The sequence below is a fragment of the Leisingera sp. G5_S3_59_S7 genome, from assembly GCF_054968485.1.
This window is the reverse complement of the sequence record NZ_JBQKUH010000009.1, coordinates 63025-83512: the sequence shown is the minus strand read 5'-3', so window position 1 is coordinate 83512 and position 20488 is coordinate 63025. Positions and strand designations below refer to the sequence as shown.

Here is a 20488-nt window from a genome sequence, read left to right as displayed (position 1 = left end):
TCTTGTTAGAGTTCAAACAACCGGCCATAGCCCGGCACCGCATCGCTGATCCCGGCCAGCCGCAGGCAGCGCCAGACCATTGCCTGGTTCGAGCTGACAACCGGCTTGCCCAGCCGGTCCTCGATCCGCTGCACGCAAGGTGCCGCCCGCAGCGCGGTGCAGGACAAAAACAGCGCATCCGCGCCCGCATCGCAGGCGGCAATGCCGGCCTCGATGATGCTGTCCTCGGAAATCCGCGCCATCTGGCGGTCGTCGGTCAGCCCGAAACAGGCGGCACTCACCACCTCCGGCCCGTGCGCCGTAAAGTACTGCGCCATTTCATCGGTGACGGCCGGGCTGTAGGGGGTCAGCAGCGACACCCGCCCGGCCCCCAATGCCGCAAACGCATCAAACGCGGCAGAGCTGGGGGTGACGCAAGGCGCGCCCGGCTTGGCCGTGTTCAGGTAGCGGGCGACCGCATCATTGCCCAAAACGATCGAGGCCGCGGTGCAGCCATAGGCCACCACATCCACCGCTTCCCCCGGCAGGATCTGTGCTGCGGCCTCAGCCAGCCGCGGGCCGGTCTGCAGCAACGTTTCCCGGGTGGTCGGGTTCTCGAATTCGATCCGGTTCACGTAGACGCCGACCCGGTCCGGGTCGCAGATCCGGGCAAAGTCGCGCTCGGACGTGTGGTCGGTCGCCAGCGCCACCAGCGCGATCCGTTTCTTCACGGGGCGGTCGTCCAGCCGGGCCGGAACACGCGAGGGCGTGGCATGGATATCAAGAGCCATTTCTGCTTTCCTAAACAACAAGAACCGGGGTTTCCGCCAGGCTTGTCACCTTGTGGGAGACACTGCCCAGAAGCACCCCCTCCAGCGAGCCAAGGCCGCGGCTGCCGATCACGATCAGATCGTTGCCGTGCTCCCTGGCAAAGCTTGTGATGGTGCGCGCCACCGGCCCGGCTTTGACAAAGGCGCGGGGGTTTGGAACGCCCCCCTCTGCCGCCAGCGCCTTGCCGCGCTCGGCCACCTGTCTGGCGTGGCCGCGCATGATCTCGTCCAGATCATCCGGCTGATCCGGGCGCACCATATGCATCGAGGCCTCCAGCAGCGAATGATGGCGATAGACCGTCAGCAGGGTCAGTTCCGCGCCGCACAGCTGCGCCAGTTCCGCCGCCTTGGCCAGCGCGGCCTCCGCCCCTTGGGAGCCGTCAAAGGGCACCAGAATAGATGTGAACATCGCCGCGCCTCCTTACTTGGCAAAGGCCAGGTCGCGCAGGAACAGCGCAATCTGCGGGAAGAAGATCAGCGCCACCGACACGCCCAGCAGCATCAGGATGAAGGGCGGCGTGCCGCGCACCACCTCGGCATAGGGGCGCTTGAAAACGGCAATTGCGGTGAAGATATCGCAGCCGAAGGGCGGCGTGGCTGACCCGATTGCGACCTGCAGGGTGATGATGGTGCCGACCAGCACCGGGTCGATGCCGACGGATTTCACCACCGGAGCAAACACCGGCACCAGCACCAGGATCACCACGATGGGATCGACAAACATGCAGCCGATGAAAAACGCGATGGAGATCACGAACAGCACCCCGATGGCGCCCATTTCAGCGATGCCGATGGCCCCCAGGATCTGCTGCGGCACCTGCGCGAAAGAGATCACCCAGGAAAACGCCGCCCCTGCCCCCACCAGGATGAACACAATGGCGGTGATCAACCCGGTGGACTTGGCGGTTTCATAGACATCCGCCAGCACCATAGAGCGGAACACCAGCACCTCCAGGATCAGCGCATAAAGCACACAGGCCGCCGCCGCCTCGGTCGGGCTGAACACGCCGCCATAGATGCCGCCGATGATGATCACCGGGAACCCCATCGGCCACAGCGCCTGCCGCATGGTCTGAAACCGCTCGGCCCAGGTCGCCTTGGGCTCGGTCGGGACGTTGTTGCGCACCGCATAGATGTAGGCATAGGCCGAAAACAGCAGCAGGATCAGCAGGCCGGGACCGATGCCCGCAATGAACAGCTCGGCAATCGAGGTGCTGGACACCACGCCATAGATGATCATGCCGATGGAGGGCGGGATCAGAAAGGCGATGTCGCTGGCATTGACGATCAGCGCCAGCACAAAGCTGTCCTTGTACCCCGCCTGCAGCATCCGCGGGCGCAGGGGCGAGCCGATCGCCACCACCGTTGCCTGGGTCGACCCCGACACTGCGCCGAACATGGTGCAGGCCGCCGCGGTCGAAATCGCCAGCCCGCCGCGGATATGCCCCATATAGGCCATCACCACATTGATCAGCCGCCCGGCCGACTGGCCCCGGGTCATGATGTCGGCAGCAAAGATGAACATCGGCACCGCAATCAGCGACGCAGGCCGGATCCCCGCCAGCATCTGCTGCACCATGGTTTCGGTCCGGGCCAGATCGCCGAACAGCATCAAGAAGCCGATGAACGCGCCGGCAATCAGCGGGATCATCATCGGAAAGCCCAGCAGCAGCAGGACAATCATGGTCAGGAAAATAGTTGCAGCCATGGGTCCGTCCTCAGATTTCGATTTCTTCCGCGTCCTCGTACCCCTCTTGCACATGGGTCGAGAGGTAGATGCCGGAGGACGTCAGGTTGCGCACCGCGGTCAGCAGGTACTGGGCACCGGTCATGAAGAACCCCGCAGGCACCCAGACCAGGATCACCCAGACCGGGATTTGCAGCGCCGGCAGCACCCGCCCGCGCGACGCCTGCGAGCCGATGTATTTCACCGCGTAAAAGCACAGCAGGAACATGAACCCGGCGGTAATCACCGAAATCACCACCACCATCACCTTGCGCAGATGCGGCGGCAGCAGGTCATAGATCGCCGACATCCGGATATGGCGGGCATTGCGCGCCGCATAGCTGATGCCGGCAAAGGTGATCAAGATGATCAGGATCCGGTTCAGCTCTTCGGTGAAGAAGATGGAATTGCCCAGCACGAACCGCCCCACCACATTGGCTACGGTATTGGCCGCCATCAGCAGAACACCCGCCGCCAGCAGGAACGACTCGGTGCGGCTGATGGCGCTGTCGATCACCCCCAGGAAACCGGGCAGCGCGGACTCATGTGTCTGGTGCATTCCTTCCTCCCAAGGTCTGCGGCTGGCTGAGCGGGCGGCACCCGCTCAGCAGCAGTTGCATCGCAGGCGTCAGTTGGCGGTGGCCGCCAGGTCTGCCTTCATCTGTTCCAGGATCGCGGCGCCGCTGTCGCCGGTCATCTCGATGAACTTGGCCTCGACCTCTGCCGCCGCCTCCTTGAAGCAGCTGCGCTGCTCGTCGGTCAGCACCGTCACCTTCATCTCAGGCTTGGCCTCCATGATCTTGGCCAGCTCGGTCTCTGCCGCTTCCTGCTGGTACACCACAGTGTGGTCATAGGCCGCCTGCGCCGCGTTCTGCACCAGCTGCTGATCCTCCGGGCTCAGGCCGTCATAGAATTCCTTGTTGGCCATCACCGCGGTGGTGAAATTGTTATGGCCCGCATAGGTGATGTAATCGGTGACCTCATAAATCTTGGTCGAGTACAGGAAGAACGTCGGGTTCTCCTGCCCCTGGATCACATTGGTCTGCAAACCGCCGTACACCTCGCCCCAGGGCAGCGGCGTCGGGGTGGCGCCAAAGGCCTTGTAGCTTTCGACCAGCAAGGGGTTGGTCATCACCCGGAACTTCACCTCGTCCAGATCGGCGCAGGTGGTCACCGGTGTCTTGGTGGTCATCGCCACTTCGCCCTCGGGGAACATGTTCAGCAGCTCCAGCCCCTGATCGGCATAGAGCGGCTTGAACATGTCGTTGATCGCCTTGCTCTCCTTATAGAAGCGCGCCAGGTGATCCTGATCGGTCGGCAGCAGATACGGCACAAAGAACACTTGCGCCTCGGGAATCAAGGAACCGGTAAAGCCCGGCGACTGGTCGACGAACTGCAGGATGCCGTCCTGGGTCTGCTCCATGATGTCGGCGGATTCGCCCAGCGTGCCATAGGGGAACAGCTGGATCTCGTGATCCGAGTTCGCCTCGATCTCTTCCTTGAACTTCTGCGCATAGACGCCCTGCACATCGGTCATCGCCTCCTCAAAGGCGTACCGCCAAGTGTCCGCTTGCGCCGCGCTGCCCGCCAGGGCAATCCCCGCAGCCGCCAGGGCCGCGAAGCTGAATGTGACTGTCTGAGCCATGATTTCCTCCCAAGTCTCACCGGTGCCTGCGCACCGCTGCGACAGACTTGAGAGGAATTGTACTGCATGTCAATTTTTTTATTGTTGCAGGACAATCAGTATGTGAAGGGCGCAATCCCCTCCGGCGGGCGGCCCAGCATGCCGCCGATCAGCTCCAGCGCCTGGCGGAACCGGTCCTGGTCCTGCACGCTGCCCAGCGACACCCGCACCGCGTTCTGCGGCGGGGTCTTGGGGGGCAGGAACGGCGCATCCGGTGCCACTGCCACCTTCAGCTCCTGCGCGTAGGAGACAAAGCTGGCGGTGGTCCAGCCCTCGGTCAGCGGCAGCCACAGGTGCAGCGCCGAGGGATGGCCCTGCCAGCGCCAGCCCTGCAGCACATCTTCGGCAATGGCATACCGCTCCGCCAGCGCCCGGCGCTGCCACTCTGCCAGTTCCAGCGCGGTGCCGTCCTGCACCCAGCGGGTGGCCAGCTCGCACATCAGGGGCGTTGCCATCCAGCCGAACACCACAATCCGCCCGGTCAGCGCAGGCAGCAGATGCTCTGGTGCCGCCAGATAGCCCGCGCGCAGCCCCGACACAGTGCATTTGGTAAAGGTCGTCAGGTAAATCGACCGCTCCGGCGCCAGCGCCGAAACCGGCACCGGGCGGTCCGCCGCCACCGGCCCGAAGGCATCGTTTTCGATGATGTGCAGGTCATATTTGCGGGCAATCCCCACCAGCGCCCGGCGGCGCTCTTCCGGCATCATCCCGGCGGTGGAGTTGGCCAGGGACGGCAGCAAAAACAGTACCTTGGGCGACTGCTCCCGGCAATACCGCTCCAGCGCCTCCGGCAGGATGCCGCCGGCATCCGTCTCCAGCCCGGCCAGGTTCAGCCCCAGGTAGGAACAGCCCGACACCAGCAGGTGATGGGTGATCTTGTCCGATACCACCGTATCGCCGGGCCGGGTCAGCGCCGACAGCGCCGCCGACATGCCGTGGCTCACGCCATTGGTCATTATGATCCGCTCCGCGGGCACCTCCAGCCCGCAGACCTTCAGCCACTCCGCCCCGGCGGCGCGGTGCGCGTCATGGCCGACGTTGGGGCGGCAGGACAGGTAATAGCTCGGATCCAGCGCCTCCGGCAGTTCCTTCAGCGCCTGCTCGAACCGTTCCGCGTGCTGCTGCGAAAACAGCGGGCGCGAGATTGACAGATCAAAGCCTCCGCCCTTCTCCGAACTCAGCTGGAACGGCTGGTCGTTCGAGGTATCCGGGTCCAGCACATAGCTGCCGCGCCCGACTTGGCCGTCAATCAGCCGCTGCCGCCGCAGGCTTTCATAGGCCTTGCTGACGGTGTGAACGCTCAGCCCCAGCTCCTCCGCCATTTTGCGGTGGGTCGGCAGCTGGGTGCCCTTGGGCAGCCGCCCGTCTGAGATGGCCTTGGCGATGGCGGCGGCCAGGCTGGTGTGCAGCGGCGTGGCCAGCGAAGCGGGATCGGGATACCAGATTGTCATGGTGCAATTGTATAGCGCCCCGCGCCGCAAACCCCAAGACAATTGCCGCAGATCGCGGACTCACCGGCCCCGGTTGTCCCTGCCACCCCTTACCCCGCAAAAAATATTTTGTAGGGCAGGAAAACCGGATATACATACCCCACAAAGATTTTTCTGTGGGGTAGCCCCGTGATCCAGCACCACTCCGCCGCAGGCACCGCCGCCTGGACCGACCTTCTGCGCTCGCTCAAGGACAGCGCCGTCTCCGGCCTGCGCGGCGCCCCCAAGCTCAAGACCATCGGCCGCAAGCGCTACTGGTACGACCACTACCGGATCGGCACCGAAACCGTGGACCGCTACATCGGCGAGGACACGCCCGAGCTGCGCAGCCGGCTGGAGCGCCAAAAACCCATCGCCGAGGCCGAGAAACAGGCCGGCCGCGAGCGCGCCCGCCTGATGCGCACCCTGCGCGCCGAGGGCTACCTGATGGCGGATGCCGGCAGCGGCCAGGTGATCTCTGCGATGGCCCGCGCCGGGGTGTTCCGGCTGGGCGGCACTCTGGTCGGCACCCAGGCCTTCCGCTGCTACGAGGGCGAGCTGGGCGTGCGCATCACCTTCGACCAGGCGGCAATGACCGACGACATCGACATCGCCAGCTTCGAGCGGCTCTCGCTGGTGCTGCAGGACAGCGTCGACGCCCCCCTGGCCGACGTCTTCTCGGAGCTGAAGTTCGACCCCCTGCCCTCCACCGAAAAAGGCCAGGTCTGGCGCTGGCGGCAGACCGACCGCCGCACCCTCGTGGAATTCCTCACCCCCTCCTTCAGCGATCAGGAGGGCCTGCGCGACCTGCCTGCCCTCGGCGTCAGCGCCCAAAGCCTGCATTTCCTCAATTACCTGATTGCCGAACCGCTGCAGGCCCCCCTGCTCTACCGCTCCGGCGTGCTGATCCAGATCCCCCGGCCCGAACGCTTTGCCATCCACAAGCTGATCGTCGCCGACCGCCGCCGCGGCGGCGCCGACGAACTGAAATCGCGCAAGGACCGGGCCCAGGCCGCCTTCCTGATCGAGGTTCTGCACGCCGAGCGCCCCGACGACCTGGCCGAGGCCTACGAGACCGCGATGGAGCGCGGCCCGGCCTGGCGCGCCCGCATCACCGCCAGCCTGCAGCGGATGCCGGAGACCCGCGCCCTGCTGGATTCGCTGCCGTCCTGATCCCGGCTCAGCCGGCCTGCAGCTGCCGCACCATCTCGTCCCGCATCCGGTACTTCTGCGGCTTGCCGGTGACGGTCATCGGCAGCTCAGCCACGATCCGCACATGCTGCGGGATCTTGAAATGCGCGATCTGGCCGCGGCAATGGCTGCGCACCGCCTCTTCCTCCAGGCTGGCGCCCGCCGCCGGCACCACCCAGGCGCAGACCTGCTCGCCGAACTTCTCATCCGGCACCCCGAACACCTGCGCATCCGCGATATCCGGGTGGCGGATCAGAAACTCCTCGATCTCACGCGGATAGATGTTCTCGCCGCCGCGGATGATCATGTCCTTCACCCGCCCGGTGATGCTGCAGAACCCCTGATCGTCAAAGGTGCCCAGATCGCCGGTGCGCATCCAGCCGTCCCGGATCGCCTCGCCGGTCGCGGCGGGGTCGTCCCAATAGCCCTGCATCACCGAATAGCCGCGCACCAGCAGCTCGCCGCGTTCGCCCGCAGGCACGGTGCGGCCCCCGGCATCCACCGCCTTCACCTCCAGATGCGGATGCACCCGGCCCACGGTGGTGCAGCGTTTCTCTGCCGGATCAGAGGTGAAGCTTTGAAAGGACACCGGCGCGGTTTCGGTCATGCCATAGCAGATCGTCACCTCCTGCATGTGCATGTCGCGGTTCACCCGCCGCATAATCTCAATCGGGCACGGCGCGCCGGCCATGATGCCGGTGCGCAGGGAGGACACATCGCGGGGTGACTGGTCCAGCTCCTGCAGCATGGCGACAAACATCGTCGGCACGCCATAAAGCGCGGTGGCGCGTTCCGCGGCGGCGGCGTCCAGCACCGCGGCGGGCTCAAACGCCTCGCCGGGGAAAATCATCGCCGCGCCCTTGGAGACCGCCCCCAGCACCCCCATCACCATGCCAAAGCAATGGTACAGCGGCACCGGGATCAGCAGCCGGTCAGCCTCCGTCAGCTTGATCCGGCTGGTGACGAACCGGGCGTTGTTGACGATGTTGAAATGCGTCAGCGTCGCGCCCTTGGGCAGCCCCGTGGTGCCAGAGGTGAACTGGATGTTGATCGCCTCCTCCGGTGCCAGATCCGCGCTAAGCGCGTCCAGCGCCGCTGTCTCCACCCCCGCGCCCATCTCCTGCAGGGTGTCAAAGGGCAGAACGCCCGGCCCCGGATCCGCCGCCATCACCACAGCATGGCGCAAAGCGGGCAGCCGCGCCGCCTCCAGCTGGCCGGGGGCAGCGGAGGCCAGCTCCGGCGCCAGTTCGCGGATCATGCCCAGATAGTTGGAACTCTTAAAGCTTGCCGCCGCGATCAGCACCTTGCAGCCGGTCTTGTTGAGCGCATATTCCAGCTCCGCCAGCCGGTAAGCCGGGTTGATCGTCACCAGAATGGCGCCGATCCGGGCGGTGGCGAACTGGGTCAGCACCCATTCGCAGCGGTTCGGGGACCAGATCCCGACCCGGTCGCCCTTCACAACCCCCAGCGCCAGCAGCCCCGCCGCCAGTTCATCCGCCTTCTGCGCCATCTCCGCATAGGTCATCCGGATACCCGCGTCCGTCAGCACCAGCGCCTCGCGGTTGCCGTGCCGCTCCACCGCCTGCTGCAGCAGCGCCGGGATGGTGATATGCTGCAGCGGCGGCGCGCTTGGCCCCCGCACATGCGACAGGCCGTCAATCGGGGCGGTAAGATCAGGGTGCGGGTCAGTCATGGGTGTCCTCAGCTGGATAAGCGGACCGGGCCGCCGCAACGGCAGCCCGGCCAGGGTTCAAACGCGATCAGCTGCGGGCGACGTTGATCACCTGCATCTGGGTGTATTCCGCCAGCCCCTCGACCGACTGTTCCACCCCCAGGCCAGAGCCCTTAAAACCCGCCATCGGGATATGCGGGCCGATGTTCAGCTGCTGGTTCACCCAGATGGTGCCGGATTCGATGCGCCCGGCGATTTCGGTGGCCTTGGCAGTATCGCCCGAATGCACCGATCCGCCCAGCCCGTAATCGGAGGCATTGGCCCGCGCGACCACATCGTCGATATCGTCAAAGCGGATCACCGGCAGGACCGGGCCGAACTGCTCCTCGTCGACGATCTTCTGGCCGTTGGTCACATCGCGCACGATGGTGGGCGGCACGAAATAGCCGGGGCCGTCCTTGGCGCTGCCGCCCGCAATGATCTGCCCGCAGGCGCGCGCGTCCTCCAGGAAGCCCTTGATCTTGTCAAACTGCGCCTTGTTCTGGATCGGGCCAATTGTTGTCCCTTGCTTCATGCCGTCATCGACCACCGCCTGTTCGGCCAGCGCGGCCAGCTCGCCGCAGAACGCCTCGTAGATATCGCTGTGCACATAGGCGCGCTTCACTGCAAGGCAGACCTGCCCCGCATTCAGGAACGCGCCGCCATAGACCTTTTCCGCAGCCGCCTTCACATCCACATCCGGCAGCACGATCGCCGGGTCGTTGCCGCCCATCTCCAGCGTCACCCGCTTCATGGTGTCCGCCGCACTCGCCATGATCCGCTTGCCGGTCTCGGACGAGCCGGTAAAGCCGATCTTGGCCACATCCGGATGCGCCGTCAGCTTGGGGCCCAGGTCATTGGAATCGGTGATGATGTTCACAAGGCCCGCCGGGAAGATCCGGGCGCAGATTTCGCCCAGCTTCAACGCCGCAACCGGGGTCGTGGGCGCAGGCTTCAGCACGATGGCATTCCCCGCCATCAGCGCAGGCCCGATCTTCCAGCAGCACAGGAGCAGCGGAAAATTCCAGGCGATGATGCCCGCCACCACGCCCAAGGGCTTGTGCCGTGTCTCAATGCGTAATTCCGCGTCATCCTGGATCACCCGGTCCGGCAGCTCCAGCGTTGCGGTATGCGCCAGGTATCCCTGCGACCAGGCCACCTCGCCCTGCGCCTCAGGCAGCGGTTTGCCCTGCTCCATCGTGATCAGCCGCGCCAGCTCATCCGCCTCCTCGCCAATCGCAGCGGCCAGCGCCTCCACCTTGGCGCGTCGCTCAGCCATCGGGGTCTCCGCCCAGGCTTTCTGCGCCGCCTTGGCAGCGGCCACCGCCTCGTTCATCTGCGCCTCAGAGGCATGCGGCACGCGGGCAAACACCTCCTCCGTCGCCGGGTTGATCACCTCGATCATGCGCTCCGCCGAAACCTGTTCGCCGTTGATCAGCATGCGGTATTCCATTGCCGTTCTCCCTGTTTATCCGTCAGCCGGGTTTGATTGCAGAAGACAACCACGCCCCGGCAGCGCGGTCTTGGGCACCGGTGCCAAAGAGTTTGCGTCCTGCGCCAAAAATCCGCCCAGGGTGCAGGTGCTCAGGAACCCGCGCGGCGAGCAGCCGAACTGCTGGCGGAAGGTTCGGTTGAAATGCGAGATATCGCCAAACCCCGCGCCATAAGCGATCTGCGCAATCGGCACCCGGACGCCCTGCCGTGCCGCATGGCGCAGCTTGCCCGCCACCGCGGACAGCCGGGTGCGGGTCAGGCAGTCGGTGAAGGTGGTGCCGTTTTCCTGAAACTCCCGCTGCAGCTGGCGCCGCGACAGCCCGGTCCGCGCGGCCAGCGTATCCACTGTCAGCCTAGGATCGCCGCTCAGCAGCTCCAGCGTTTCGCGCACCAGCCGGAACCGGTGCTTGCGGCTGCCCAGGCTGCCCGCCCCCGGGCGCGCACCGGCGGCAAAGGCCAGCGGCACCAGGTCAAAAATATAGCCGGCGCTGTCCTCCGCGCCGGTCCCATCCAGCAGCCCGCACAGGCTGGCGTGCAGCGGATGCGGCGGCGCGATCTTGCGGCCCGCCGCGGGCATCTCCCGGCGCCTCTCCAGCACCAGCGCCCGCGGCAGATGCGCCGACAGAAACGCCGCGGGCCGGCCGCTGACGCGCAGCTCCGCCGCACGGGTGGAATCCAGCAGCAGGAACTCCCCCGGCGTCAGAACCGTCTCACACCCCGCGTGCTGGATACCGGTCTCCCCCTCCAGCTGGCGCAGCAGAAAGAAATGCTCCTGATCATCGCGCAGGATGCCCTTGCGGGTGCGCTCGATGCGGGCCGGCGGGCAGCGGATCTCAGCCACATCCACACCGCTGCGCCGGCGCAGGCCGAACGTCCCCGCCCAAGTCCCTGCGGCCCGCTCCGGTGTCGCATAGTAGTGGCCGCAATTGGCCCGCAGGGTGCTGTTCCAGTTCTCAAAGCAGATCATGCAGCGTGCGGCCCCCCTGCCCCGATGCGCTCGCGGCCCGTGAAGGACGGGGCTTGCAGCATCTCCCCTGCCCCGCCGTCCGTGCAGGCCCGGGCCAGCAGCCCGGTGAAATGCGCCGCCGCCAGGCTGGCGCCGCGCACCGGCGCGCCGGGACCGCCCGGACAGGCACCGAACCGCGCCCCCGGCAGGTCCAGCCGCGACCACTGGCCGGGCGCGCAGCGGGCATCGCCCTGCACAGAAAGAACCCCTTCGCACCCCGCCGGATAGACCGGCGCCCCGCGCGCCGGGGCGGAGGCCACCAGCCGCTTGCCCGCCGCAAGCACCGCCGCCACCGCCTCCGTCAGCAGCGGGCTGGCCTCCCCATGGCCAAAGGAGCAATGGACGATCTCCGCCTCCGACTCCGCGGCTAGGCGCAGCGCGTCCGCCACGGTGGCAAGCGAGGTGGCGAGCCGCCCCGGAAAGATGCTGAGCCCAAGTAAGCGGGCCCCGGGCGCATTGGCATGGATGGCAGCCGCCATGTGGCTGGCATGCAGCGCCGCCGGGCTTTCGGCTGCCCGCGGGTGCAGCGCGCACAGGTCCATCCGGGCGGCAAGGCCGGGGGTCTCCGCCGCCAGCGGCCCGTCAATCAGCGCAATCAGCGGCGCACGGGTCATGCCGCGCCCTCCGTCAGGTTGATTTCCAAATCGAACGCCCCGCCCGCCGCGGCGCCGCCATGCGCGGTCAGGATGCGGGTGGCCTGGGGGAACGCCGCGTCGATATGGGCCAGGATCCGGGCCGCGGTGGCAGGATCCACCTCTGACAGAGCTTCATCCAGGATCAGGATATCAAAGGGCTGCAGCAGCGCCCGCAGCAGGCACAGCCGCTGCCGCTCGCCGCCCGACAGGGTCAGCCCGCTTTCACCCAGCATGGTGTCCAGCCCCCCTGCCCCGCGGAACCTGTCCGCCAGGCCGAACAGCTCCAGCAGCGCCCGGACCTGCGCTTCATTCTCAGGCTTGGCCCAAAACGACCGGCTCTGGAACAGGTTGTCGCGCAGGCTGGCCCGCAGGGTAAAGGGCCGCTGCCCAGCATAGGCCACCCGCTCCGGCAAACCGGCCCCGCCCAGCAGGCCCAGGTCCGCACCGCCCAGGGTCACACGCCCGGCCACGGGCCGCGCCCGCCCGCAGAGCACCGCCAGCAAGGAGGTCTTGCCCGCGCCGCTTGCCCCTCTCAGCGCCACCCTGGCGCCTTCGGGAATGGTCAGGGACAGCGGCCCCAGCGGCACCGCCGCCCCGCGCGAAACGGTCACGCCCGCCAGCCGCAGATCATACCCAGCCGGCTCAAAACCGGCTGCCCGGGCGGGGCCATCTGCCTGCATCACCACATCCAGCCGCGCCGCCGCCACCTTGACCCGCGCCTGCGCGTGCCACAGGCCCAGCAGCGACTGCATCGGCCCGGTCATGAAGCCCATATAGGCCACGAAGGCAATGAGCGAGCCCAGCGGCCACTCGCCCCTGATCACCATCAGCCCGCCCGCCAGAAAAATCGCCGAGCGGGTCAGCGCCGACAGCAGCACCGGCACCGCGCGGGTGAACTCGCCCCACAGGTTCTGCGCAATCAGTTTCTGGCTCAACCCGGCATGATCCCGCAGGCTGCGCCGCTCGGCCCATGCCGTTCCGCGGGCCGCCTGCAGCGCAGGCAGGCCGAACAGGGTCTCCGACAGCCCCGCGCTGTACCGCCCCTGCATCTCGCGCACCGCCGCCGCGTGGCGCTCTGTCCGGGGCCGCGCCCAGATCAGAAAGGCCAGCTCCGCCGGGGCCAGCAGCGCTGTCAGCAGCCCCAGCCGCCAGTCCAGGACCATCAGCATCGCCGAGCCGCCCATCAGCCGGATCAGCGCCGAGGAGCCGCCCAGCACCGCGTTAAACGCAAACTTCTGCACCTCCGCCGCGTCGCCATCCACCCGCGCCAGCAGCTCACCGGCGCGCTGGCTGGCAAACCACCCGGCAGGCTTGGCAGCCAGCCGCGACAGCAGCCTCTGCCGCATCCGCGCCAGCATCCGGACAGAGGCCCGCATATGCAGGATATTGCTCAGCGCGCCGGTGCCGGTGGCCAGCAGGCCGATCCCGAACAGCGCCAGCGACCAGATCACCAGCTGCGCCGCATCCCCCGCCATCAGCCCGCGGTCGATCACCAGCTTGCTGATATAGGGCGGCAGCAGGCCAATCGCGGCAGCAGCAAAGCTGATCAGCAACAGCTCCGCCAGCCGCCGCCGGTGCGGCCGCAACAGCGGCAGCAGCCAAACCGCCGTGGCAGGCGTGAAAAGCGCCGCGCCCGCACGCGATGGCAGGCGCGGCCAGGTCCGGGCGGCAGCACCGCCGCCCGGCTGGGAGGAGAGTTTTGCGGCAGGCCCGCTCATTCCTGCGGCACGACATGCAGGGTGGAGACGGACATATCCCCGCCCGACGGCATCCGTATCTCGCCCACCCGCTCCAGCGTCTCGCTGTCGTAGATGCCGATGTCGTCATTGGTGCCCGCGACATAGAGCTCCTTCCCGTCGCTGGAGACATTGATGACGTAGTAGGTGTGCGGCAGGTCCACCCGCTTCACCAGTTCCTGGGTTTCCAGATTGTGCTTGGACAGCTGGGTATAGACGCCGTACAGGTGCTTGGGATCCACCGCACTGCGCACGGCCGAGAACATCAGCACCTCGAAGGACGCGAAATCGGCGATTTCCGTCTCCCCCGTGGTCAGGTCAACGGACTGATATCCCCAAACAAAATCCGCCATCTCCTGCTGGGTTTCGTCCGTAAACACCGCCGCGGTGTACATCAGCAGCATCTCGTCGTTCTGGCTGCCGGTGGGCCAGAACGCCAGCACATCCGGAGGGCTGTAGGTGGGGCGGTCCCAGCTGGCATTGGCAATCGCCACCTCAATGTCGCCATTGGAGGGATCGACCCGGTAGATCTCATGCCCGGCAACATAGACCTGCCCGTTGCGGTCGCTCGCCATCAGGGTGGACCGCCGCGGCGCCTCATAGGTGGCGGACGGCTTGGCCTCCAGCCCGGCACCCGCGTCATAGACGGCAAACTCCGGCTGCATCACCTCATAACGGTCGGTTCTCTTGCGCACCGGATTGCGCACCGTGTAGATCTGGCTGCCGTCCTTGGACACAGCCAGCGAGGCCAGCGAGCGGCGGGTCACATCCCCCTCCGACTGGGCTGCGTGAAAGACCTTTTCGCAGGTCTCGATATCGACCCCGACCACGTCCTGCCAATGGTTCAGCAGCACATAGGCGATGCGGTAGTCCGGCGACATGGCAATGACGCCCGGTGTCACATTCGCCCCCAGATCGCAGTCGGCCTTGACCGAGCGGTCCTGGGCGTCAAAGACATAGAGGCTGGAGGGCCGGGCCACCGTCACCAGAAGGTCGCCAGCGGCCAGCGGCAGGGCTGACGCGCAAAACGCAGCAGCAGCAAAAAGCGCGGATTTCATGATGCGGGTCTCCTCAGGTTTCGGCGTCGGTGGGATAGGTGGCGCCAAGCGCGCGCCAGTCCTTGGCGGCATTGGGCGCGCCCTCGTCCCAGTTCGGGTGGTTGACCATGATGTCGGGCACCTGCGCTGGCCACCAGCAGGGGTCGGAGCAGCCGTAAAGGTCCGCCTCCATCGGCTGGCACAGCGCGGCCAGCCCGCCAAAGGGGTCGACCTCCCAGCCCGGGTCGAATGTGGTGGCGCAGCCTGCGGTCACGGTCTGCATGGCGCGGACCTCTTCCATCTGGCCGTGGGCCGCAGCCTGCTGAACGCGTTCGGCTTTCTGATTGAGCGGTTTCATTTTCCAAACGCCCTCCTCGGCGCAACATGGTGGTGAAAGTACTGCGGTGCCTGGGCGATCAGCCGGGCATAGGCGGCGACGCCAAAGTCGATCCAGTCGCGCATCAGGTCGCAGTAGTGATAGGTCGGCATCATCGGGTCGCTGAAATGGGCATAGCTCTCGTGGTAGCAGCCCCCCGCGCACAGGTTGCGGATCCGGCAGGTGGCGCAACCCTTCTCGGTTCGGTCAGACCGCGCCTTGATAAACCCCGACAGCTCCTTGCGCTTGATGCCCTCATCGACGGTGCCGAACTGATCCATCTCCGATCCGGTGAACCGGTGGCACAGGTTCAGCGCGCCGTCGTGATTGACCGCCAGCATCCCCACCCCGGCACCGCAGGGCAGCGCCTTGGAGCGCCCCTCGTAAAGGTCGTTCATCATCTGATGCATGTTGGAAAAGCCGATGTTGCGGCCCTTCAGCGCTTCCTCGACATAGAGCCTGCCAAGGGATTTCATGCCCTCGAACACCTCCAGCAGCTCAGCACCATTCAGGTTGAAGGCATCCATCTCCCCCGAGGTGACCGGCGAAAATCCGACCTCGGCAAAGCCGATATCGTTGATCAGATGGTCCCAGATCTCGACGATATTGGTCACCCCCGCCGTCAGGGTCACACGGGCGCCCACCGGCTTGGACGTGTAGCGCGACAGCAGCAGCCGCGCCTTGGCGGCCACCGCGTCATAGGTGCCCTTGCCGCCCACCGTCTTGCGGTTCAGATCGTGCTGCGCCTTGGGGCCGTCGATGGACACCGTCAGGCCAAAGCGATGGTCGTCCAGCCAGTCGATCAGCGGTTCGGTCAGCAAGGTCGCATTGGTCGTCAGGCTGAAATTCACCGCCTTGCCAAGCTTCGCAAAATGCGGCTCAGCCCAGTCCACCACCTGCCGGATCAGGGGCAGGTTCGACAGCGGCTCGCCGCCGAAAAACACGATGTTATAGCTGTCCCGGTCCGGGTTCTCCGCCAGCAGCATCTCTGCTGACTTCCGCGCGGTGTCAAAGGCCATCTTCTGACCCTTCGACGGCACCGCAAGATCCTCCTTGTAGCAATAGGAGCACGCAAGGTTGCAGCCGGTGTTGACGTTCAGAACGATGGTGGTCAGCGGGAAGGTCTCGATCTCGATCGGCGGCCGTTCCGGCTGCAGCGGGCGCCCGTCGTTGACGATATCCAGCCGCACCAGCCCATCCAGCCGCGCCGCCGCGTCTTCGGCTGCAAACCGCGCCTCAAACTCGTCCAATGAGAACGCCTGCTCCTGCGCCGCATAGTCGAGGATATCCCGGTCCACCCCGTCCATCTCGAAGATCGAGGTGGTGGGCACATGGAACAGAACCTCCCGCCCTTCGACCTCTACCCGGTGCGCATTGGCCGGCTGATAGTGAAAGTCTTTCATGGTCTCTCTCCCCTGTCTCAGCGGATCGGCGGGTCGATGAAGCGCTGCACGGTGACGATCAGCATCGCCTCCGCCTGCTGGCCCATCGCTTCCGCCTGCACTGTCAGCTCACCCGCATTGTTAGCGCTAAAGGGGCGGTCCGGGTTGGGTCCGGCAACTGCAGGCGCAAAGATCCCGCTTGGCTGCATTTTCCCTGCAAATTCAGTGTCTTTCATGTGGGCCGCATGTTCATGCGCGTTGGCCACGGTCCACTGCGCCTCGACCCGTCCGATGCGCACGTCGTCCTCGGTCCCGGCCTCGCCGTCAGGGCCGTTCCACATACCCACCGCGTTGAAGTAGGCAGGCACCGCGGCCGGGCCTTCCTCGCTGCCGCCGCCGACGCGGGCGATGGTGAACTCCGGCTCCACCTTCAGGCTGTCGAGCGAGGTGTAATGGGCGATCTGCCCCTCTGCCCCGCCCGCGCTGAAGGTCACGACGCCATTGCCCTCAGCCGCCAGCGACAGCGCCGCGCCATAGGTGTTCGCTGCTGTCTCGCCGCTGGATGTGTCCAGCCCGTCCAGCCCGGTGCCAACCACCTGCACCTGCGCCTCCCCCGCCGGAACGGCAGAGGGAACGGTACCCAGGATGACGCTGCCGGCCCCGTCCCGCACACCGCTCAGCGGCGCGCCCAGGGCATCGTTGCTGCGATCAAACTGGCGGCCCTGCAGGCTGTTGCCATCCTCCGACAGCGCCAGAACCTGCCGGTAGGCGGTGCCGCCGATGTCCAGATTGGCGCGCCACTCATACCCTGTGTACAGGTTCATCTGCCCCGACGCCGGATGCGCCGTGCCATCCGCCGTCACGAACTCGCCGCTGACCTGATAGGGCGAGGCATCGCCGGTGACCGTCAGCTTGCCATAGGCCTCGCCGATGCCGGGCAGATCGGTCATCACCACCCAGTCGCCCGCCACCGGCTGCTTGTCCGCCGCCTGCCAGTCCGTCCAGGCAGCCGTCTCCAGCGGGTTCTGCTCCGCCAGATAGCTGGCGATCTCGGTCCGCGCGATCTTGTACCACTCCCGATCGCGGCCAAGCGCCTGGTATTCGATGGTAGGGAAATGGCCGACATGGAAATCCATGTGCAGTTCCCACTCCTCCGCGGTGCGGTTCTGCAGCAGCCCCCGCGCGCCGGTATGGCAGCGCGCGCACATCGAGGCAAACGGCTCGTCAAAGCTTTCCTGCGCGTTCGGGTCTTTCTCCAGCGCATAGCGGAACGGTGCGGCCTCAGCAGGCGCCAGCCCTTGGGTGTCCGCCAGATGCTGCACGATGCCGCGGCGGTCCTCGGCGCTGATCTCCAGCCCGTGCGCCTGCTGCATCCGGACGATGGTCATCATCCAGCCCTCAGGGCTTTTGCGCTGGCCGCTGATCCGGCTCAGCCCGCCCTCCTCCGCCGTGTGGCAGCTGGAGCAGGCGTTTTTCAGCAGCTCCTCACTGGCCAGCGCCGGCACCGCGCCCGCCGCTGACATCAAAAGTGCAGCCGTCAGGCCGCGGGGTCGTAGTTGCATGGATCAGTCTCCCTGTTTGCAGTGTCCCAGGGGATCTGCGCCCCCTCGGTAAAGCCTTGTGACAAAAGCCATTGATGGATTGCCCGCGCCGCCTGCGGCGGGGCCTCGGGCAGAACCGCGCTGTGAAAGCGCTCCGCATCCGGCAGCGGCTGCCCGTTCAGGCGGCGCAGCAGCGGCACGATCTCCTGCCCGGCAGCAAAAGCCGCGCCGCCGGGGGCATCGCGGGTGATCAGCACCTCGCGCCGGGCCAGACGCCCGTCCTGCACCACAACCCGCATCGCGGTGTGAGGGCGGATGTCCGTATCATGCGCCGGGGCCTCATCCGGCCAGGCCGCGCGCTGCTGCCAGAACGGCGTCTGAAACCCCGCCTCGCGGTAGAAGTCCCGCCCTACCCGCGCCTGCCGCCAAAACGTCTCCGCCACCCGGTTGCGGTAAAAATCGCTGGCCAGACCGGCCTCCCCCGCCAGCAGCGCCCGCGCAACCGGCACCGCCATCAGCGCCGAGGAGACCGCCCAGAACATCCCGTGCCCCGACAGCGGATCCAGCGCCACTGCCGCATCGCCCAGCCGCGGGCAGCGCGGGTCCAGATCCGGCGCCGCCAGCCGCGGCGCAATCGCATGAACAACGGGGCGGCGCGGCAGCGGGGTCTCTCCCAGAACGGTCTGCCACAGCGCCGCCACAGCCGTATTTCCACCCGTCCGGCCCAGCGAGTCCGCAGTGCCCACCGCCTGCAGCCACAGCCGGTCCCGGTCCACAGGCACCGACCAGACCCAGCCGCCGGGCCGGGCCTCGATCCGCGGCGTGGTCATATCTCCCGCCTGCGGCGGCACAAACCCGGCAACCGAAATCGTGTCCGGCCCCGCCAGTTCTGTCCGCTTGATTTCCATGAATTGGCGCGGTGCCCGGCGGCCGCGGGCCTCAAACAGCAGCCGGGCGGACAGGCATGTGCCATCGGCCAGCCGGATTTCACCGGCATCAGACCGCACGCTGGACACCGATGCATAGATTACGCTGACGCCCTCGGCCCGCGCGGCCTCCAGCAGCCCGGCGTCAAAGGCGCTGCGGTCAGCCAGATGCTCGCTGTTCTGGCCGCCCTGGAACGCGCCCCAACTGACATGGCGCTGCGCCGCCGGGCCGATCCCGGCCAGCGGCAGCCCATGCCGCGCCAGGATCGCGGCAACGCGGGCGGACATGCCCTCATACCGCGGCCCGCGCGGCGGCAGGGTGGCCAACGCCACGCTGAACCCAGCCCGCGCCAGCAGAACCGCCGCCACCGACCCGGCCGGGCCGCCGCCTGCGATCGCTATATCAAAGGTGCCTATTTGAGGTGCCATTTATCCAAGGTGCCCCGGCGGGCCGCCTCTTGTGGCGGACACTTCCGGACAACAACCCGACATTTCCGGACAGAATCGGCGGCTCTGGCCCGGTCTGCGGCATTTTTTCTGGAATGGCAGATTTTTGCGGTATTCTGGCGCAATCCTGAGGAAATGCGCGATGCCACACAACTACCAGCCCCGGATTTCTGCCTCCACTTTGAATGACCCGCTGCGGGCCGTTGAGTTCATGAACGGCGATGCGGCGTCGATCTCCCGCAACGCCGGGATCAGCCAGCAGGACCTTGAGGGCGAGATCGGCCTGAAGAAATTCGTCGACTTCTGCGAGCACGCCTCCGAACAGCTTGGCCTGCCCGATTTCGGCTGGCGGGTCGGCTCGGTCTTCAACCTGCAAAACCTTGGCACGCTTGGGGAATATATTATGCAGGCGCCGACGCTGGGGGCTGCCCTGTCACTGTTCCGCAGCGCCTTTCCGATGGTGCAAAGCGATTCCGAACTGCGGCTGACGGTCGACGGGGACAAGGCGCGGCTGACCTACCGGATTCTCGACACCCGCATCTGGCCGCGGCAGCAGGATGCAGAGCTGACGCTGTCGGTGTTCCACAGCCTGATCCGGTCTGCCACCGGACCGGACTGGCGGCCAGAGCTGCTGTCGCTGGAGCACGAATCAAGCGCCCTGCACAGCCGCAGCAGCGCCGGACCGCGCTGCCCGGTGCAGTATTCCGCGGGCTCGAACACGCTGGTGTTCTCCGCCGGGCTGCTGGATCTGCCGCTGGCGGACAGCGAAAACCCGGCTTTTAAAACCGCCTCGCAATCAATTGTCCGCACCGCCCGCCAAAGCGAGCGCGACGCGCCGGTCACCGTGCGGGTGCGCCGCGAGCTGCTGATGCGGATCGGGCGGGAGAGCTTTGAGCAGACCGCCATCGCCGCCGCCCTGGGCATGTCCCGCCGCACCCTGCGGCGGCGGCTGGAGGATGAGGGGCAGAAGTTCTCCCGGCTGCTGGCGGGCTGCCGGATGGAGATCGCCAAGCGCATGCTGCTGGCCCCGGGCGCGCAGCTGCACGACATCTCGGAGCGGCTGGGCTATTCCGAAGTCTCCGCGTTTGAGCGCGCCTTCCGCCAGCGCGAGGGCGCAACGCCCAGCCAGTTCCGCAAGCAATGCTGCGCCGAAGGGGCCAGAGAGTGTGAGGCCAGCGCGGAGTCCGCTGCGAACTGACGGGCTGCCGCAACAGGGAAATATCTGCATTGATCATGCGCGGGGGCGGTTTCGCAGCGAAACCTGCCAGGGTGCAGCGGGCATCGCGCAGTTGGTTCGCGAGATAGGGGCCGCACAGGA

At 66.6% G+C, this 20488-nt stretch carries 18 protein-coding genes; 2 read left to right on the top strand and 16 right to left on the bottom strand.

Annotated elements, in window-relative coordinates:
* Nucleotides 1–5: 5 nt before the first annotated feature.
* The 6 genes from eutA to ehuR all read right to left on the bottom strand — a co-directional run bounded on the left by eutA (nucleotide 6) and on the right by ehuR (nucleotide 5670).
* Nucleotides 6–770: an ectoine utilization protein EutA gene (gene eutA / locus ACTRWG_RS06955; RefSeq protein WP_462829152.1), complete on the bottom strand. Its 765-nt coding sequence runs from the start codon at nucleotides 768–770 to the stop codon at nucleotides 6–8.
* 10 nt (nucleotides 771–780) lie between these two features.
* The gene (locus tag ACTRWG_RS06950; protein WP_027234605.1) at nucleotides 781–1218 is read right to left on the bottom strand and encodes a universal stress protein; all 438 of its coding nucleotides are present in this window, start codon (nucleotides 1216–1218) and stop codon (nucleotides 781–783) included.
* Nucleotides 1219–1230: 12 nt separating this feature from the next.
* Nucleotides 1231–2517 carry a TRAP transporter large permease gene (locus ACTRWG_RS06945; protein WP_462829151.1) on the bottom strand — a complete coding sequence of 429 codons (1287 nt, stop codon included), beginning with the start codon at nucleotides 2515–2517 and terminating at the stop codon, nucleotides 1231–1233.
* A 10-nt stretch (nucleotides 2518–2527) separates the two neighbouring features.
* On the bottom strand, nucleotides 2528–3094 hold the full coding sequence (locus ACTRWG_RS06940) for a TRAP transporter small permease (RefSeq protein ID WP_027234607.1): 567 nt from the start codon (nucleotides 3092–3094) through the stop codon (nucleotides 2528–2530).
* A 69-nt stretch (nucleotides 3095–3163) separates the two neighbouring features.
* Nucleotides 3164–4180, bottom strand: coding sequence for a TRAP transporter substrate-binding protein (locus ACTRWG_RS06935; protein WP_027234608.1), 1017 nt, complete (start codon nucleotides 4178–4180; stop codon nucleotides 3164–3166).
* A 95-nt stretch (nucleotides 4181–4275) separates the two neighbouring features.
* On the bottom strand, nucleotides 4276–5670 hold the full coding sequence (gene ehuR, locus ACTRWG_RS06930; protein ID WP_027234609.1) for a MocR-like ectoine utilization transcription factor EhuR: 1395 nt from the start codon (nucleotides 5668–5670) through the stop codon (nucleotides 4276–4278).
* A 168-nt stretch (nucleotides 5671–5838) separates the two neighbouring features.
* Here ehuR and ACTRWG_RS06925 point away from each other — a divergent pair, with 168 nt between their 5' ends.
* Entirely contained in the window at nucleotides 5839–6861 is a 1023-nt protein-coding gene (locus ACTRWG_RS06925) for a nucleotidyltransferase family protein (protein ID WP_027234610.1), read from the top strand.
* 7 nt (nucleotides 6862–6868) lie between these two features.
* Here the strand turns inward: ACTRWG_RS06925 and ACTRWG_RS06920 are convergent, their stop codons facing one another.
* The 10 genes from ACTRWG_RS06920 to qhpG form a co-directional block, all read right to left on the bottom strand.
* Nucleotides 6869–8572, bottom strand: a complete 1704-nt coding sequence (locus tag ACTRWG_RS06920; RefSeq protein ID WP_027234611.1) for an AMP-binding protein — start codon at nucleotides 8570–8572, stop codon at nucleotides 6869–6871.
* Nucleotides 8573–8639: 67 nt separating this feature from the next.
* Nucleotides 8640–10043, bottom strand: a complete 1404-nt coding sequence (locus tag ACTRWG_RS06915) for an aldehyde dehydrogenase family protein (RefSeq protein ID WP_462829150.1) — start codon at nucleotides 10041–10043, stop codon at nucleotides 8640–8642.
* Nucleotides 10044–10058: 15 nt separating this feature from the next.
* On the bottom strand, nucleotides 10059–11051 hold the full coding sequence (locus ACTRWG_RS06910) for a helix-turn-helix domain-containing protein (RefSeq protein WP_462829149.1): 993 nt from the start codon (nucleotides 11049–11051) through the stop codon (nucleotides 10059–10061).
* A complete protein-coding gene (gene qhpE, locus ACTRWG_RS06905) occupies nucleotides 11048–11704 on the bottom strand; it encodes a subtilisin-like serine protease QhpE (RefSeq protein ID WP_462829148.1) in 657 nt (218 codons plus the stop codon). Before qhpE ends, ACTRWG_RS06910 begins: the two co-directional genes overlap by 4 nt.
* Nucleotides 11701–13443, bottom strand: a complete 1743-nt coding sequence (locus ACTRWG_RS06900) for an ABC transporter ATP-binding protein (protein ID WP_462829147.1) — start codon at nucleotides 13441–13443, stop codon at nucleotides 11701–11703. Before ACTRWG_RS06900 ends, qhpE begins: the two co-directional genes overlap by 4 nt.
* Complete coding sequence (gene peaD / locus ACTRWG_RS06895) at nucleotides 13440–14519, bottom strand: quinohemoprotein amine dehydrogenase subunit beta (protein WP_462829146.1); 1080 nt, start codon at nucleotides 14517–14519, stop codon at nucleotides 13440–13442. The genes ACTRWG_RS06900 and peaD overlap by 4 nt, the downstream gene beginning before the upstream one ends.
* A 13-nt stretch (nucleotides 14520–14532) precedes the next feature.
* Entirely contained in the window at nucleotides 14533–14856 is a 324-nt protein-coding gene (gene qhpC / locus ACTRWG_RS06890; RefSeq protein ID WP_462829145.1) for a quinohemoprotein amine dehydrogenase subunit gamma, read from the bottom strand.
* Complete coding sequence (peaB, locus tag ACTRWG_RS06885) at nucleotides 14853–16277, bottom strand: quinohemoprotein amine dehydrogenase maturation protein (protein ID WP_462829144.1); 1425 nt, start codon at nucleotides 16275–16277, stop codon at nucleotides 14853–14855. Before peaB ends, qhpC begins: the two co-directional genes overlap by 4 nt.
* Nucleotides 16278–16294: 17 nt before the next feature.
* Entirely contained in the window at nucleotides 16295–17818 is a 1524-nt protein-coding gene (gene peaA, locus ACTRWG_RS06880; protein WP_462829143.1) for a quinohemoprotein amine dehydrogenase subunit alpha, read from the bottom strand.
* Nucleotides 17794–19152: a flavin-dependent monooxygenase QhpG gene (qhpG, locus tag ACTRWG_RS06875; RefSeq protein ID WP_462829142.1), complete on the bottom strand. Its 1359-nt coding sequence runs from the start codon at nucleotides 19150–19152 to the stop codon at nucleotides 17794–17796. Before qhpG ends, peaA begins: the two co-directional genes overlap by 25 nt.
* 160 nt (nucleotides 19153–19312) lie before the next feature.
* Between qhpG and qhpR the strand changes: the two genes are divergently transcribed.
* Nucleotides 19313–20368: an AraC-like transcriptional regulator QhpR gene (gene qhpR, locus ACTRWG_RS06870; protein WP_027234620.1), complete on the top strand. Its 1056-nt coding sequence runs from the start codon at nucleotides 19313–19315 to the stop codon at nucleotides 20366–20368.
* Nucleotides 20369–20488: the final 120 nt, after the last annotated feature.